We start from the raw sequence: 14,501 nt of genomic DNA on the forward strand, positions 1-14,501 counted from the left end.
TCATATCCGCCCCCTGTTCCGTCATACGGATAGGGAATCACGAAACCCGAGCCGACGCCAGTTTCCGGAGGTGCCCAACTGCAGGATAGCGCCCGGCGCGCCAGCGCCCTGCTCAAGGCCATGAGCAACGAACATCGCCTGATGATCCTGTGCCAGTTGCTGCACGGCGAGAAGTCGGTGGGCGAGTTGGAGCGGATTATCGGCCTCTCCCAGTCGGCTTTGTCCCAGCATCTGGCGCGCCTGCGCCGCGACAGCCTGGTCCAGACCCGCAGGCAGGCCCAGACCATCTTCTACTCCCTGTCGGGTGCCGAGGCCTCGGCGGTGATCAACACCCTCTACGGGCTGTATTGCGCCCCGGAAGGCTCCTGCGCCGCCTGATCAGTCACTCCCACACCATCTGATAGATGGACAGCAGGCATTCGAAGACGATCAGGCCGACGATATACCATTCCACCTTCATGCTGCTGCGGGTCTGGATCAGGTCCAGCAGCGTCTCGGCGGTGTCGGAGATCACTTCCAGCTTGCGGTCCAGCGCCCGGTTGCGGGCGGACAGGTCGTAGTCGCGCTCCAGCCGGATGAACAGCCTCTCCAACTCCGGCCGGGTCCACAGTACCTCGGGGCTTTCCAGCAATTCCACACGGCCGACCATGCGGTGCTCGGCCAGCAGCACCTCGCCGATCTGGGCCAGCAGGTCCTTGGTCTTGAGCTTGCGCAACTGGCTTTTGGCCAGCGAGACCGCCAGGGGCTCGATGGCGTCAAAGACCTTGGCGATGCGGGTCTCGTAATGCTCCAGCACCAGATCGCGCGCCATCATCTCGGCCACCAGCTGCAGCCGCTCGGGGCAGATGTCGCGCAGATGGATGATGCCTTGCTTGTCCACATGATCGTCGCCATCGGGCTCGATCAGGATATGAGCGGCGTTGCGGCCCTGAACCGGCAGGGGCGCCGCCACCAGCTTGCTGAGCGAAGCCAGGAAGACCGCTTCCTCCATGGGGTCCAGGGCGAACAGCACCGCCACCCCATAGCGGAACAGCACCGCGAATCCCCCCCGCCCCGCCCGGATGATCAAGGGCGCGGTAGCCAGAACCACCCCTTCCTCCAGGCGGCGGGTATCCAGGCGTTCCCCCAGTAGGAGAACATGGCCGGTCAGGCCGCTCACGGCCTCGGCGGGAGGCTGGACAGGCGAGACTGGCGGCATGTGTTGGGTCCACACATCATTGGGGAAGTCCCGGATCATAGCGGCGGCGACCGGGACGGTCTTGCCGCAACCGCATTGTCACAAAAGTTTAACCGACCACCCGGAATCGCCAGACACCGTCAGTCCCGGCATCACGAGCCACCTGCCCCGTCTTCATCAGATAATGCAGATGGGCCAGGGTTTCGCCGGTGGCGAACCCCATCTGGTGGGCATCGAGCTCGCGCTTGAACAGGACCCGCAGCACCTGCAAGGCGGTGGCGGGTTCGGCACAGGCGGTCAGGGTGCGCTCCAGCCGCTCGTGATGATGGGCGATCAACTCATCGACGCGCTGATGCAGGCCCCGGAACGGCAGTCCGTGGGACGGCAGCACCAGGGTATCGGCGGGCAATTCGCGCAAGCGGGTCAAGGCATCGAGGAATAGCGACAGCGGCTCGGCCTCGGGCTGCTGCGGCCAGACGCCGACGATGGGGCTGATGCGGGGCAGGATCTGGTCGCCGGAAATCAGCACCCCGGCCTCGGCGCAATACAGGCAGGCATGTTCGGGCGAATGGCCGCCGCCCTCGATCACCCGCCAAGAACGGCCGCCGATGGTGATGTCGTCGCCGTGGCGGATGCCCACCACCCGCACCGGAATCACCCCGATACGGGCGCGATAGGTGTTGCCGCGGGCGCGCACGCCCTCCAACTGCTCGGCATCGAAGCCGATGCGGCGGTAATAGGCGACCTGATTGGCGGTAAACTCCTCGCTGTCCTCCAGCCACAGCATGCGGCCGAACAGCCATTCCCGCACCGAGGCGGTCAGTTCGATCCCCAGCCGCTCGCACAGCCAGCCCGACAGCCCCATATGGTCGGGATGGAAATGGGTGGCGATCAGCCGGGTGGCCTTCCGCCCGGCCAACGGCCCGGCCAGAAGACGCTCCCACAGCACCTTGGTCTCGTCATTGCCCAGGCCGGAATCCACCAGCGCCACGCCACCCTCGCCATCGTCCAGCGCCCACAGATTGATATGATCCAGGGCGAAGGGCAGCGGCATGCGAATCCAGCGGATGCCCGGCGCCACCGCCAGCACATCGCCCGCTTCGGGCGGCGCGGCAAAGGGATGATCAAGGGGAGAACGGCTCAAGATGACTCTCCGATAATTCGGTAAGTCTTTGCATATTTGGCGCGATGCGGCAAGTTTCAAGCGACACAGGCTGCGGAGCGGGATACCGTCCTCCGCCTGGCGCAGGATCGCCATGATCTGGGCATCCGCGAAACGACTCGTCCCATCCGAATCTCCTCGTTCCGCTGACCGAGAAAATTCTACGCTCCGATCCCTCTAATTCCAGGGGGGGGGGGGGGATTACCACCCTGACCAGAGCATCATCGACCGTTGGAAACTCCTTGCCCAACGGGGCCATCCACACATGAATCTCTGGAAGCCATCGCGTTTTCTTCCGCCGCCATTAACCTGAGCACGCTGCCGTGAAAGAGGGCTTCCGCCGCCGCCGCCGCCGATGCTATAAGCCCAGCATCTGGTCATCGCCACCCGCGTCCCGGTAGCTCAGCAGGATAGAGCAACGGTTTCCTAAACCGTAGGTCAGGGGTTCGAATCCCTTCCGGGACGCCATTTTCCCAATAAAAACAACGATCTATATATTAGCAAAATTTACATATTGCATTTCACAGTCATTTCACATTATCTAACATTTAGTGGTTTGTGAAAACATCTACTAATAGTAGTATTTGTGAAATGGCCAGAGCCAAACGCTTTGAATACGTCTATGCCGAAAACGAGCCGATCGCTGTCTATCAGCGATCTGGCAGCCGCTTCTGGCAAGCACGCATTACGCTGACAAACGGCAAATCCATCGCGGTCAGCACCCAGCAAACCGATCCGCAAAAAGCGCTGCAATGGGCGCACGACCACAAGATCAGGATTGAGGCGACCGACCAAGACCCCACGGCGAAGACCTTCAAAAAGGTGGCCGAGGCTTGGTTGAAGGCCATTGAGGCTGAAGGCAGCAAGTCGGCAGCGGCTTACAGGACCGTCGCCGAGCGCTACCACATTCCGTTCTTCGGCACATACAAGATCACGCAGATCAATCAGCAGGTGCTCGCGGAGTACGAACGCTGGCGCAAGGACTACTGGTCCAAAGGGCCTGGCTCAAAGCTGAAAACCGAAACGATTGTCCGCAAGGACGGCAAGGAATACGTCCGCGCCAAGCACCTCGGCAGCGCCGAAAAGGCATATGGGGAAGACACGACGCTGCGCGGCATCTTCAAATACGCCGTTGATCACGACATGCTGCCTGCGTCAAAAATGCCTGTCATCGGGACGAAGAAGGCCAAATCAACCAAGGTGATCAAGGCGCGGCGCTATCCTGCATTCAACAAGGAGCAGGTGGAGAAAATTCTCGCCTATTGCAACGCGCAGCCAAGCTCTCCCAAAAAGATCGTGCGAGACGGCGATGCGGAGATGGACCTCACACGGCCAAACCTCGACCGACAGGTGTTCAGCGCCTTCGTCCACCTCGTTCTCGGCACTGGTCTGCGGCCAGGGCGCGAGCATGTGCTGATTAAGTGGAAGCATTTCCGCGAGGAAACCGTCAACGGCGTGGAACATCAAATCCTGAGAATTGCGCCTGAGACGAAAACAGGCGAACGCGACGTTCGCTGCGACACGTTCGCTATGGCTCACCTGACCGCCTTTCGGTCGCTGTCAAATTTCAGCAAGGACGACGATTTCGTGATCGCCGATCAACTGACTGGCAAGCCCGTGAAGGACTTCAAACGTCAGTTCAACACCATGTGCAAGGCGCTCGGAATGGAAGGCGATGCGCATGGCAAGAAGTTCGTCCCCTACAGCATGCGCCACACCTACGCCACGCTGAAGCTGGAAGCAGGCGTGAACATCAGGCTGATCGCCAATAACATCGGCAATGCCCCCGAAGTCCTCCATGCGCATTATGGACACGACAGCACGGTAAACAGAGCGAACGAACTGGCGACCGACTTGGATTATCTCGGCTTCCAAAAGCCGAAGGCCAGACCGAAAAAGCGGCCACCGCCACCAGAACCAACGGCATAACTGTCGGGTTTCCCGACGACAGCATCGCGCCCACCGCCGCTTCGGCCCTTTGCGCGTCGTGCACGCCGCCAATTTAGCTGCCGTGCAGTGCGGCACTCATGGAAACAGCCCCGCTTGTACGGGGCTGTTTGGCGTTTAAGCGAGCTTCTTACCGAAGCGTCCCTTCATCGCGGCCAACTGCTTGTCCAGTTCGCCCGCGACCACCGCATCGCGCACCAGCGTCAGCGTTGGCACCAGTTCCGCCACATCGCCGATCTCAATGGCCGTCTTCTTCGGCTTGATCTCCACGATCTTGTTGCCGTAGCGCACTTCCAGCATGAACGCCCCATTGGCCTCCTGCCAGTACCAGGGGCGAAATTTGATCAGTCGGTCTTGCAGGGTCTTGTTGCCCTCGCTGTCCTTCGTCCAGCGCTTGCGCCGAATTTCAAAGCCCTCGCCCTTCTGCATCGCTTCCGCAGCAGCGATCTGCTGATTGATGGCCTCCACCAGCTTGTGCCGCAAGCGGCCTTCAGGCGTTGCCGCAACGGCGCGTCGGGTCTTTTCGCTCAGCTTCAGCTTGTCCAATGCACTCATCATCACATCCTCCAACGGGAACACATGACGAACATGCTATGGCCTGAAGGCCGAGGAGGACAACCGAAAGGCAGGTGTAGGTTTAACCTACAGAAGGCCGTGTCGTGTTACACGACAGAGGGGCGAATAGGGCGATATTGAACCTCGGACATTAACTTTTCAGCAAGTAATTTGCGGGCTGGAAAATTATATTGTGCGGAATCAATACGTTGGAGGAGTAAAAATGGCTGCCATAAAAATATATGCGTCGTCAATGCTATTTCTTCGATTCCTCCTTGACAAATTTTGGCGGTCTGGTACTCTCCCAACCAGTCAAGCGCAACCACTTACAAAGCACACTGACCACCCAATCATAAAGTGGTCAGTATTTTTTTCGCCAACTCCCACGGCCTTCAGGCCAAAGTTAAATCTTCCACAAAATACAGACATAATAGCACGGTCACGATATTTAATATCATGGCGCGCTACATTTGCGCCTAATTCATAGTTGTTAACTTTACATCGCAGAGCCACTCCATTGTGGAGTTTAACTGCCAATGCGCAGGGGAGGATAACTATGCCTATTGACACCACCTGAAGATGCTTAACTGCATATAATTTTGGCTATTACGGGCACGTGGCGTTCGCGCTTCCCGTAAAGCCAATATCAATAAGAACATCGTCACGGCTGAATTTTGACCGACGAGATCGGCGCCCAGCCTGACCCCATATAGGAGAAAATATTATGTCTCACGATATCTTCACTCTGACCAACGCCTGCACCACCCTGATCGCCTCCCGCAAGAACTGGGAGGGTGTGGAACTCGCGGCCAGCAACAAGCGCCTCTATGGCATTCTGGCCGAATGCTACGACCTGTATACGACCGTCACCCTCACGGAATCTGGCCGCAAGCTGCTCACTCAGGTTGCCGAAGAGCTTGGCATTTCCGTTGAACGCTCCACTCCCGCCGCAATCAAGATGATCAAGATCGTCTTTGGCGCAGAACCTCGCTGGCGTGCCAGCAATTACGGCCAGGTTCTCCGTATTGCTGAAGCCGAGAAGGTCAAGACCACTGAGTTTGTCAGCTGGCTGGAAAAGAACGGCGGCGTGGAAAATGTGCGGCGTGGCACCACTCCCGTCCCCCAGGCCACGAAGGACAAGCAGTTCGCGGATGGCTTGGCCAAGCTGAACGGCCAGGGGGAATACGCCACGCTTGAGCCTACTCGCACCATCGCCAGCGGCAGCGGCCTGTACCTGATGCTGTGCACCGTTGAGGCGAACGGCGCCATCAAGGTCCACCGCCCTGTCGGAAATCCCAACAGCGATCAGATCAAGGCCATCGTCCGCGCCATCGGCAAGGAGAACGATAACGCCAAGAGCTTGACGGACCCCGACGGCATTTTCCCGAACCAGTTCTCCTGCATGGGTGAAGGTGCGGTTGATCGCAAGGAGCGCTTCTTCAACAGCGAAGAAGGGGAAATGAGCTACGAGGATGCGGTGAACAAGCTGATCGGTGGTGGCGCTGCTGCCGACGACGCCGCGAGCCGCGAAGCTGCGTAGGCCAATCCGCGAGGCCAGGGGAGTGCGTAGCGCTCCCCGCGGCTTCGCAATTCAATCCAATTTATAGGAGAAAAATCATGTCTCAGTTTGAACTCGATAACGCGATTACCGACCTGTCCAACCTCCCCATGCCGAACGATGGCGTTGCGAACATGTGTGAAGCGCTGGTCAACGGATGGAAATCTGGCCACATCATCATGTATGGGCCGAAGGGCTCGGGAAAGACAACGATGGCGGGCCTCCTGCCGAAGGCCATTGCCCCCGACGTCAATCCCTGGGAGGTCAGGCTCGCCAATCCTGCGCAATACGACGCACGGACCATCGCGCAGCTTGCCAATACGTTCATGCGGACGATTGGCATGAACTCAAAGAAAAAATCCTTCATCATTTTTGATGAATTCGGGGGAATTTCCAAAGCGTCTGTCGGTGCTTTGAATAATGCTCTGACGGACTGCCGCGTGAATTGTATGGCAATTTTCATTACCAACAACATTGACGACGTTGCTCCGTCCATCGCAAGTCGGTGCTACAAGGCCGATTTCACCCAAGTCAATTATATGAATTACGTCCCTTATGCCGAGAGCGTCCTCAAGAAGTACGGCATCCACAAGGTCAATCGGGCTGCGCTTGAGCGCGTGGTGAAGGCCAATTGCTTTGATCTGCGCGAGCTGATGCGCGAGCTTGAAGACATCGTTGTGAAGGCTCAGCAAAGTGGGGCTATCCCTGCACCTGTGCAGCCTCAGCCCTTGGCCATCGTTGCATCTACCATCACGGCAACTCCCATCGTTGCGCCACCGCTCTCGTCTCCTTCGGCGCACTCGGCCAGCACAATTCCGCCTGTTGTCGCAGCACAAGCGGTCACCACCACGAACCAATCGTCGGCCGCAACGCCATAAAGGTTCTGTAGGTTTTCCCGACAGCACGCGCCCTCAGGCCAACGCCTGGGGGTGCTTTCTTTGGTGGGCTTGGCGGTGTGTAGGTTAAACCTACGGCGAACCGATGTTATGCTGCCGAGATGGAAACCAGCACGGCTACCATCAGCGTCATTCAGGTCACGGCCATCAATGCTGGCCGCGTGCTGGCGTTGGCCGACGTGGAATTGATCCTTGATGGCGTGTCGCTGGTCATCCACGGCGTTCAGGTTCGCGCCGATGCCAGCAAGACCGAAATCACCCTTCCCAATTACCGAGCGCCTGACGGTTCATGGAAGACCGCCGTGACGCTGCCTGACGACGTGCGTGGGCCAATGGCCGACGTTGTGATTGCGGCGGCCATGGAAGCTGGCTTGCTGGTGGAGAGGGCGAACGCGACAAGGCTATTCCACGACTGATCGTCTCCAGCAGCTCCCAGCCCTCAAGGCGCATCCAAAGCTGTATCAACGACGCCGCTTGAAAACGGCCCCGAGGCACATCATCATACAAACTCTCGGCATATATACATTCCGAGGGTCCAGGTAGGGGGCAGGATATGCGCATTGGTGGGCGGTTGCTTGTTGGTTTCGGCATTCTAAGTGCCGTTCTGGCCCTGGTTGCGGGTGTATCCGTCGTTGAGGCGACGAGACTCGATGCCAAAGTCGAGCGGATGGTAGCCTTCCGTATGCCGGTATCGGAGGCCAGTTCATCCATCGGCAAGGAATTATATGCGTCACTGGCTTCGCTACGGGGCTTCCTGTTGACCGGGAAGGACAGCTTTAAGGCCGACCGCGCACAGTCCTGGACGGAGATTGCCGCCCTGACCAAGGCGATGGATGGTCTTGCCTCGCGTTTCACGAATCCGCGTAATGTTGAATTGTGGAATGGAGTGAAACGCAATCTCAGTGAATTAAAGACCGCTCAGGACAAGGCAGAACAGGCCGGTGTGGGTGAGGCTGGCATTTTAATTCTGACGAATGAGGCTCTTCCACGGGTTCAGCAATTGGCCAACACGCTATATGGTGAGGTTGGTGGAGATGGTCGCCGCAATGGTGGCTTGATCGACAATCAGCGCCAAATGCTGAAGCTTGATGCGGCCGCAGCCGAAAGCGATACCGCGACCCTCAAAATCATGGCCATTGGCGGACTGATCGGTGGTCTGATGATTGCTGGGATCGTGATCACGACGACCCGCCGCACAATCGTGCCCCCGATTGCTTCAATAACGAACACCATGGGACGGCTGGCCGCTGGCGATTTGAGCATTTCCATTCCCGGTCGAGAGCGGACCGATGAAATCGGCGAAATGGCCGCAGCGTTGGAGGCATTCCGCGATGGACTTGTCCGGCAGCGGGAACTTGAAGCGAAGCAGAAGGCCGAGGAAGAGGCGCAGCGTTTGCGTGCCCTGCGTATTGCGGAGCTGACGGCGACCTTTGATCAATCAGCGGCTCAATCGGTGCAAGCCGTGGCGTCCTCCGCCCAGCAATTGCAAGGTACTGCGCAGGATTTGAGTGCTTCCGCCGGGCAAACTAGTCAACAGGCGACCGCCGTTGCCGCTGCTTCCGAGGAGGCTTCCGTCAATGTCCAGACGGTCGCATCTGCGGCGGAAGAACTCTCCGGGTCAATCACGGAAATCAGCCGTCAGGTTACCCACTCATCGCATATTTCCAGCACTGCCGTCGCCGAGGCGGTCCGGGCGGAACAGGTGGTGGCCGATCTGTCTGAGACGGTTAAAAAGATTGGCGATGTGGTCAATCTGATCAACGACATCGCCAGCCAAACTAATCTTCTTGCCTTGAACGCCACCATTGAGGCCGCGCGGGCAGGCGAAGCGGGTAAGGGTTTTGCTGTCGTGGCGAACGAAGTGAAAAACCTCGCCAACCAGACTGGCAAGGCCACCGATGAGATCGCCCAACAGATCACCGCCGTCCAGGAGCAGACAGAGCGAGTGGTCAACACCATTCAAGGGATCGTCAAGGTGATTGAGGAGGTGGGGCAAATCTCCACCAGCATCTCCTCGGCCGTCGAGGAGCAGTCCGCAGCTACCCAGGAAATCGCCCGCAATGTCGAGCAGGCAGCCGTGGGTACCGCTGAAGTGACCAGCAACGTGGTGGGAGTGCAGGAAGCGGCCGATCAGACTGGGCGGTCATCCGGCAACCTTCTCGATGCATCGCGCAATCTGGCTAATGAGGCCGACGGCTTGAAACGCATGATCGAGCGGTTTCTTTCCGATGTCCGTTCGGCATGATCGCTGGCAGTCTCGTATCCAACAAGTTCTTTGCGGCTTTACAGCCCTTCCACGGCGGCCTTCATCATCTGGTCATTGACCTCGATGTAGCGCTGCGTGGTGGACAAGTGGCGATGGCCAGCCAGCGTCATAATGACCTTGGCCGAAACGCCCTTGTGCGCCATCTGCGTGATGAACCACCGCCGACCGCTGTGGCTGCTCGCGCCATCAATGCCAGCCAGTTCGTAAATCTGTCCGAATAGCTGGCACAGCGTGTTGGCCGAGAACGCCGTGGCCTTTTGCGTCACGAGGAACGGCACGGCGCGATCTGTTGTCGTGTTACACGACAGGAAGCGTTCCAGTTCGCGGCGCAGCTTGCCGTTGACGAACACTGTCCTGGCCTCGGCGGTCTTTGTGTAGCTGGCAGGCAGCACGATTTGGTCCTTCACGCGACCATCGCCGTCAATCACGTCGCCGACCTTCAAATAGGCGATCTCGCCGACACGCATTCCTGCGTAGAAGCTGAGCATGAGCGCAACGCGGTTTCGGGCTGCATGACGCTGATTGGCGACAACGGACAGCACGCGCTTGAGTTCCGCTTCGCTGAGTACCTTGGCCTGTTTCATCGCTTTACCTAATGAAAAGTTATTCCGTTATGTAAAACATTATATGATCAAAAGCGCAGTAGGGCCGACCGCAATTATCTGCATTGATAATCAAGCGGTTAACGGCAGACATAATAAATTTCGTATTTTCTTATGTTTTTCCTATGCGGCGGCAAGTTTGCTCAACTCGCCTTGCTTCTTTGTCAGGGACGCCTTGGCGCTGCTGATCTGTTCGCGCTTCTTCTGCACGGAAGCGGCTTGCTTGAGTTTCTTGGCCTGATCGGCCTTGGCATCGGCCTGTCGCTTCAGATTGTCCGCGAAGCTGTTGGCCGTCGCATCTTCCCTCATGAATTCCCATGCCCGCATTTGCCGCCTCCCTGCTGTCGGTTTTTCCGACACTATTTATTGGCATGGGCAAGTTGTCGGGTTTCCCGACAGGAAGCTGGCGTAGGGAAAACCGACAGATGAGCGACGCCGTCGAAAAGGGACGCCGAAAATTGGGGCATAGTCCCAATTGGGAGTTGAATACATAAGCCCACAGAATGAATATGGCTTTGGTATTGTGCTCATCAGACGCGGGCAGGAAATGGACGACACGGAGATTGTTTCCGTTGAGAGGCTCACCGAAGGTGCCAGCACTCTCCTGAACCAGTTGGCCTCCGCAAGGCGCAACATAATTTTGCTTCGTCATCGCCTTCAAGCTGATGGGCGGCTAACGCCATCTGCCATTGCCGATCTGGATCGGGCAGATGAGCAATTCCGCATTTCAATCGAAAGAGTGAGAGCGATCCGCGATCTTCAGGTGGACACCGTCACGAAGCTCAATTCTCTTGAGGTTGGTGAGGAATAGCCATATCGGCGCTGATGGCCGCAGGTTGTCGTGTTACACGACAGATGGTTGGGATAGAGATGCTGCATTCATCGGGGCAAATGCACGATGAATTGCCCCGCAAGCATCGGCCAATTCGCAGTGATGCAGGTCGGCGCAACGGCAGCCAACATCAACGAGTTCCTGTAGCAGTGGATTGCTCGATAACCGCTGCAAACTGACCATCGCCGCTACTCTTTTGGCGATGCAATGGCGTTCACGCTGTTCAGTGCCAAATGCCATGTTCACCTCGGGCATTTACCAGACGGATGAATTCCGACTTTGCGTGCCTTCTATGATTACTTTGCACCTCATCTGCAAGGCGTGGACACCCACAGAGTTTTTCAATTTATGACGTATTGTTGCGCCGCACTCGGCGACATACATGTCGTGTTACACGACAGGTCGCTGTTGTTGGGAAAGCCGACAAATGGGCGGCATGGCCAGGAGCGAAGTGGGCCATGCGTAGGTTAAACCTACGGCCATGGATGTCGGGAAACCCGACAACGTGATAATTCTCTGAATTTCGTCAATATAGTCAATGGCTTGCAAATGACGCGATTGCTGCCACGCAGCAATATGGCGTGGCGTGACAAGACGAAAAAAATATTTCAAAAATCTCATTCGCAGCGCCGCAGATCGAGATAAATACAATGCTGGGGCTTAACTGCATCCGACGGGAACAGTGACAGCCTCTTTCATTAGCGTTTTCCAGGCCGCCCCAGCGTTTCAACTGAAAACGCATTGGGAGGAAAACGCAAATGGCAGACATTCAATGGAACAGACACATCAACAAGCTATGCGAGCACCAGGGCGGTCCGCGATATGACGACATGCTGATCGGCTGCATCGCGGCCTTCAACACGAAGGGGCGCTCGTCCGAGAAGCAGGGCGATTGGCTGGTCAGGCAGTTGGACATGCACTACGGCATTCAAGTGGCGCATCAGGGCGCAATACATCTGACGAAGGAACAGCGTCGGCCAATCAGGCAGGCAGTGGATTGGACGAACTGCAATGCATCAAGTGGCCACATGGCCTATCTGCATGGGCGTTTCCCACACGCTTTCCACGCCGTTTCCACACATCTCCCACACCGTTTCCACACCAAAGGGGCTAATTCGTCTGTTCCCTCAACGACTTATCCAGTCGCTATTGCTAAACTATTGCTAAAACTAATCGATACGCCTTTGGCTGCTTCGCGGACTTCGGCCACGCCCAATGGCCTTTCAGCCGATTTCACCGATAGTGGCTCGCTTGTGGCTCGCCACTCGGAAGAAGGAAGGGCGATCTGCCCAATCGGCATAAATGACAATGTGATCGACGATGCGGCTGCGCCACTCCGTGGACTGGCCGCCCAATCGGACGAGCCATTGGGGGGAAAGAAAGAGCCACTTGGAGGTGCTGTGGATATCGCCACGTGGGCGAAGGCCAATCGGTCAACAGGTCAGGTGAAGGCCAATTCCAGCAAGGCCACTATATCGCTTTGGGTCGATGGCAGTTCGCGCAGCTATGTGCGCGGCCAATTGGAAATAGGGAAGGAGAAGTACCGCCTGAATTTCCGAAGCCCACGCCGCTTGGAGGAATTGATCTATGTGGAGCGCGGACAGGACGCGGAAGCGCGGCAGTGGTACGAGGCCATCAGCAGCCAGGTCATTCCCAGCTTGCAGGCCAAAGCGGACGCGGCCAGCGGCAGATTGCCCAGCAAGCACGTCGCCAGCGCCATCCACGAATTCCACGACAGCAAATGTGAAGGGCGCGGCATGACCGAAGGCATTGCGTTCTTGGGCTACAACGGCAACCAGCCCTCGTATTGCGTGGTGCAGGTCAACGGCAGGAACTGGCGACTGGAACTACAGGCCACCCACAGCACGAACGCAAGAGCGCCGCAGTTCAAGGCGACCGCCGAGCAGTCATGCGAAGCAGCGTAGCGATGATGGCCTGATGCACGGCCTCCTCAATCAGCACGACTTCGTTGGCAAAGCCGATCTCGCAATAGCCTCTCGGCAAATAGGTCAGTCTGTTCATGGCGTTTTCTCCTCATTGCGGCAGCGTCCAGCTTGGCGCTGCTCCGCAAGCGTATTTAGCGCGGATGGCTAAATAGCTGGGCGAAACGCATTGAGGAGGAACGGACATGCTGCTGGAAGTCATCTATAGGGAATTGCGCGATATGTGGCTGGTCGAGAGCCAATATGAATTCTCTCGGTTTTGGCTCGGCCAATCGCGCAGCTACATGTCCTGCGCCAAGGCGCGGCAGCGGCCACCGTCGTTGTTGGTGCTGATGCGGTTGTCAAACCGCCTTACATCAATCTCGGCCAAATATGCCGCCGTGGCGACGACCGAGATGGAGCGGAGTAATTGCAAGCGTTTGGTAGCTCTATGCACTTTGTCAGAGAGTGAATTTGCTAGGTATATATCAGTTAATAGGGAAGGTATGTAGTTTCATCTTTGCAAACATCAAATCTTTTGCATATATCTGGCCGACACCTCTGCTGCATACAAGATGACCAGCATGAGCTGTTATTTTTGCACTTATCCATACAACCTTTAGAGCAATTTGTGCTATCTGGGGTTTGTGCTTCTGCATAACAATTTTGCACATCTGATTTCCCCCGATTTTGAGCAAGAACCAGTGGCATAGGATCGCGACCGCTAAAGTACCCCTTTGCAGCAATAAACTCTCGAATTCTTTGTATGTTTTTATCAATATCGCTGGCAGTTTTTTCACATGACTTGGCAATCTTGACTAATTCATCAAGCTCACCCTTCCACAGCTCTCCTCGCTTTTTAACATTGCCCATCACCTCGTCAATGTCTGGACAAGCAAACATTGACGCCTTTGTCTGTTCCGCCACGCCAAGGCAATAGGCCGCACGCAGTTCTTTGTCACTTGATACCTGTGAGAATGCGGCAGATGCATGCAATATACATGATATAGCCAGTATAGTTGCTATAACTCTCATCGCATTTCTCTTCGCAAGTTGGCCTAATGATAGTTTCTGCACTTATGTTGCAATTTAGCAAGCTGCGCGTATCAATCTAAACTAAATGCGCAGTGGTTGCGACGGCCGAGATGGAGAAGGCCAATGCCCGCAGGCTGCGCGAGTTGAGCGGCTGGCAGTGTAGGTTTTACCGATAGGTGCATGTTGTCGTGTTACACGACAGCCGACCGCCGCGTTCGGTGGTCAGCCTTCCCATTATAGCATACGATAACGAGCAAAATCGGACAAGAACAAACAAAGAATACTTTGGCGTGCGCGCTGCGTGCAAAGCGTGGAAATTCAATGACTTGCGCAACATAACGATTTGCCAAATTTCAATTCACATTCATTTCACATTGCGTCACTCTGCTTATTAGTGTATTGTTATTACAATATATATTACGAGCACTGTAAATTCCTAAACCGTAGGTCAGGGGTTCGAATCCCTTCCGGGACGCCATTTCCGAGCAAAAGTAATAACCTCGGACGCAGAAGCGGACACGCCCTGCGCCGCGAGGCGCTCCAATACGG

General features: G+C 56.6%; 16 protein-coding genes and 1 tRNA gene. 10 read left to right on the forward strand and 7 right to left on the reverse strand.

Translation table 11 applies throughout. The features are described from left to right. The first annotated feature begins 36 nt into the window (after nucleotides 1-36). Nucleotides 37-378, forward strand: a complete 342-nt coding sequence (locus A6A04_RS13970) for an ArsR/SmtB family transcription factor (RefSeq protein ID WP_281196778.1) — start codon at nucleotides 37-39, stop codon at nucleotides 376-378. 4 nt (nucleotides 379-382) lie between these two features. Here A6A04_RS13970 and A6A04_RS13975 read toward each other — a convergent pair whose 3' ends face one another. Both A6A04_RS13975 and A6A04_RS13980 read right to left on the reverse strand, forming a co-directional pair. After that, nucleotides 383-1,198, reverse strand: coding sequence for an RMD1 family protein (locus A6A04_RS13975; RefSeq protein WP_068493904.1), 816 nt, complete (start codon nucleotides 1,196-1,198; stop codon nucleotides 383-385). A gap of 88 nt (nucleotides 1,199-1,286) precedes the next feature. Beyond that, complete coding sequence (locus A6A04_RS13980) at nucleotides 1,287-2,321, reverse strand: MBL fold metallo-hydrolase (RefSeq protein WP_068493906.1); 1,035 nt, start codon at nucleotides 2,319-2,321, stop codon at nucleotides 1,287-1,289. 409 nt (nucleotides 2,322-2,730) lie between these two features. Between A6A04_RS13980 and A6A04_RS13985 the strand changes: the two genes are divergently transcribed. Both A6A04_RS13985 and A6A04_RS13990 read left to right on the forward strand, forming a co-directional pair. Beyond that, nucleotides 2,731-2,807 (forward strand) — tRNA-Arg (locus A6A04_RS13985). A 123-nt stretch (nucleotides 2,808-2,930) separates the two neighbouring features. Beyond that, nucleotides 2,931-4,268: a tyrosine-type recombinase/integrase gene (locus A6A04_RS13990; RefSeq protein WP_068493908.1), complete on the forward strand. Its 1,338-nt coding sequence runs from the start codon at nucleotides 2,931-2,933 to the stop codon at nucleotides 4,266-4,268. Between the two features lie 135 nt (nucleotides 4,269-4,403). Here A6A04_RS13990 and A6A04_RS13995 read toward each other — a convergent pair whose 3' ends face one another. Beyond that, on the reverse strand, nucleotides 4,404-4,844 hold the full coding sequence (locus A6A04_RS13995) for a DUF6641 family protein (RefSeq protein WP_068493911.1): 441 nt from the start codon (nucleotides 4,842-4,844) through the stop codon (nucleotides 4,404-4,406). Between the two features lie 721 nt (nucleotides 4,845-5,565). Between A6A04_RS13995 and A6A04_RS14000 the strand changes: the two genes are divergently transcribed. The 4 genes from A6A04_RS14000 (at nucleotide 5,566) to A6A04_RS14015 (ending at nucleotide 9,540) form a co-directional block, all read left to right on the forward strand. Beyond that, nucleotides 5,566-6,381, forward strand: a complete 816-nt coding sequence (locus A6A04_RS14000; protein ID WP_068493913.1) for a hypothetical protein — start codon at nucleotides 5,566-5,568, stop codon at nucleotides 6,379-6,381. Nucleotides 6,382-6,458: 77 nt separating this feature from the next. After that, nucleotides 6,459-7,277 carry an ATP-binding protein gene (locus A6A04_RS14005; RefSeq protein ID WP_068493915.1) on the forward strand — a complete coding sequence of 273 codons (819 nt, stop codon included), beginning with the start codon at nucleotides 6,459-6,461 and terminating at the stop codon, nucleotides 7,275-7,277. 119 nt (nucleotides 7,278-7,396) lie between these two features. After that, a complete protein-coding gene (locus A6A04_RS14010; protein ID WP_068493917.1) occupies nucleotides 7,397-7,711 on the forward strand; it encodes a hypothetical protein in 315 nt (104 codons plus the stop codon). Between the two features lie 137 nt (nucleotides 7,712-7,848). After that, nucleotides 7,849-9,540 carry a methyl-accepting chemotaxis protein gene (locus tag A6A04_RS14015; protein WP_068493919.1) on the forward strand — a complete coding sequence of 564 codons (1,692 nt, stop codon included), beginning with the start codon at nucleotides 7,849-7,851 and terminating at the stop codon, nucleotides 9,538-9,540. Nucleotides 9,541-9,578: 38 nt separating this feature from the next. On the opposite strand, the gene A6A04_RS14020 is transcribed toward A6A04_RS14015, so the two are convergent. Together A6A04_RS14020 and A6A04_RS14025 are read right to left on the reverse strand one after the other, a co-directional pair. Continuing rightward, nucleotides 9,579-10,145, reverse strand: a complete 567-nt coding sequence (locus A6A04_RS14020; RefSeq protein ID WP_068493922.1) for a tyrosine-type recombinase/integrase — start codon at nucleotides 10,143-10,145, stop codon at nucleotides 9,579-9,581. A 141-nt stretch (nucleotides 10,146-10,286) separates the two neighbouring features. Continuing rightward, nucleotides 10,287-10,490 (reverse strand): hypothetical protein, encoded by a 204-nt coding sequence (locus A6A04_RS14025; protein WP_068493924.1) that lies wholly within the window; start codon nucleotides 10,488-10,490, stop codon nucleotides 10,287-10,289. Nucleotides 10,491-10,638: 148 nt separating this feature from the next. Here A6A04_RS14025 and A6A04_RS14030 point away from each other — a divergent pair, with 148 nt between their 5' ends. After that, nucleotides 10,639-10,974, forward strand: coding sequence for a hypothetical protein (locus A6A04_RS14030; RefSeq protein WP_156612615.1), 336 nt, complete (start codon nucleotides 10,639-10,641; stop codon nucleotides 10,972-10,974). Nucleotides 10,975-11,753: 779 nt separating this feature from the next. Next, a complete protein-coding gene (locus tag A6A04_RS14035; RefSeq protein WP_068493928.1) occupies nucleotides 11,754-12,920 on the forward strand; it encodes a hypothetical protein in 1,167 nt (388 codons plus the stop codon). Here the strand turns inward: A6A04_RS14035 and A6A04_RS23455 are convergent. Then, on the reverse strand, nucleotides 12,883-13,017 hold the full coding sequence (locus A6A04_RS23455; RefSeq protein ID WP_281196777.1) for a hypothetical protein: 135 nt from the start codon (nucleotides 13,015-13,017) through the stop codon (nucleotides 12,883-12,885). The two genes, A6A04_RS14035 and A6A04_RS23455, sit on opposite strands and share 38 nt — an antisense overlap. Nucleotides 13,018-13,123: 106 nt before the next feature. Here A6A04_RS23455 and A6A04_RS14040 point away from each other — a divergent pair, with 106 nt between their 5' ends. Beyond that, a complete protein-coding gene (locus A6A04_RS14040) occupies nucleotides 13,124-13,429 on the forward strand; it encodes a DUF6626 family protein (RefSeq protein WP_245651208.1) in 306 nt (101 codons plus the stop codon). Here the strand turns inward: A6A04_RS14040 and A6A04_RS22400 are convergent. Beyond that, nucleotides 13,410-13,952, reverse strand: a complete 543-nt coding sequence (locus tag A6A04_RS22400) for a hypothetical protein (RefSeq protein WP_156612616.1) — start codon at nucleotides 13,950-13,952, stop codon at nucleotides 13,410-13,412. The two genes, A6A04_RS14040 and A6A04_RS22400, sit on opposite strands and share 20 nt — an antisense overlap. Nucleotides 13,953-14,501 lie beyond the last annotated feature (549 nt).

It is taken from the genome of Paramagnetospirillum marisnigri (assembly GCF_001650715.1).
In the GTDB taxonomy this organism is placed as follows: Bacteria; Pseudomonadota; Alphaproteobacteria; order Rhodospirillales; family Magnetospirillaceae; genus Phaeospirillum; species Phaeospirillum marisnigri.

Bases quoted from the DNA above. Each gene is read 5' to 3' on its own strand.
- A6A04_RS13975 (WP_068493904.1), bottom strand. From the start codon at position 1,198: ATGCCGCCAGTCTCGCCTGTCCAGCCTCCCGCCGAGGCCGTGAGCGGC.
- A6A04_RS13990 (WP_068493908.1), top strand. From the start codon at position 2,931: ATGGCCAGAGCCAAACGCTTTGAATACGTCTATGCCGAAAACGAGCCG.
- A6A04_RS13995 (WP_068493911.1), bottom strand. From the start codon at position 4,844: ATGATGAGTGCATTGGACAAGCTGAAGCTGAGCGAAAAGACCCGACGC.
- A6A04_RS14000 (WP_068493913.1), top strand. From the start codon at position 5,566: ATGTCTCACGATATCTTCACTCTGACCAACGCCTGCACCACCCTGATC.
- A6A04_RS14005 (WP_068493915.1), top strand. From the start codon at position 6,459: ATGTCTCAGTTTGAACTCGATAACGCGATTACCGACCTGTCCAACCTC.
- A6A04_RS14010 (WP_068493917.1), top strand. From the start codon at position 7,397: ATGGAAACCAGCACGGCTACCATCAGCGTCATTCAGGTCACGGCCATC.
- A6A04_RS14015 (WP_068493919.1), top strand. From the start codon at position 7,849: ATGCGCATTGGTGGGCGGTTGCTTGTTGGTTTCGGCATTCTAAGTGCC.
- A6A04_RS14020 (WP_068493922.1), bottom strand. From the start codon at position 10,145: ATGAAACAGGCCAAGGTACTCAGCGAAGCGGAACTCAAGCGCGTGCTG.
- A6A04_RS14025 (WP_068493924.1), bottom strand. From the start codon at position 10,490: ATGCGGGCATGGGAATTCATGAGGGAAGATGCGACGGCCAACAGCTTC.
- A6A04_RS14035 (WP_068493928.1), top strand. From the start codon at position 11,754: ATGGCAGACATTCAATGGAACAGACACATCAACAAGCTATGCGAGCAC.
- A6A04_RS23455 (WP_281196777.1), bottom strand. From the start codon at position 13,017: ATGAACAGACTGACCTATTTGCCGAGAGGCTATTGCGAGATCGGCTTT.
- A6A04_RS14040 (WP_245651208.1), top strand. From the start codon at position 13,124: ATGCTGCTGGAAGTCATCTATAGGGAATTGCGCGATATGTGGCTGGTC.
- A6A04_RS22400 (WP_156612616.1), bottom strand. From the start codon at position 13,952: ATGAGAGTTATAGCAACTATACTGGCTATATCATGTATATTGCATGCA.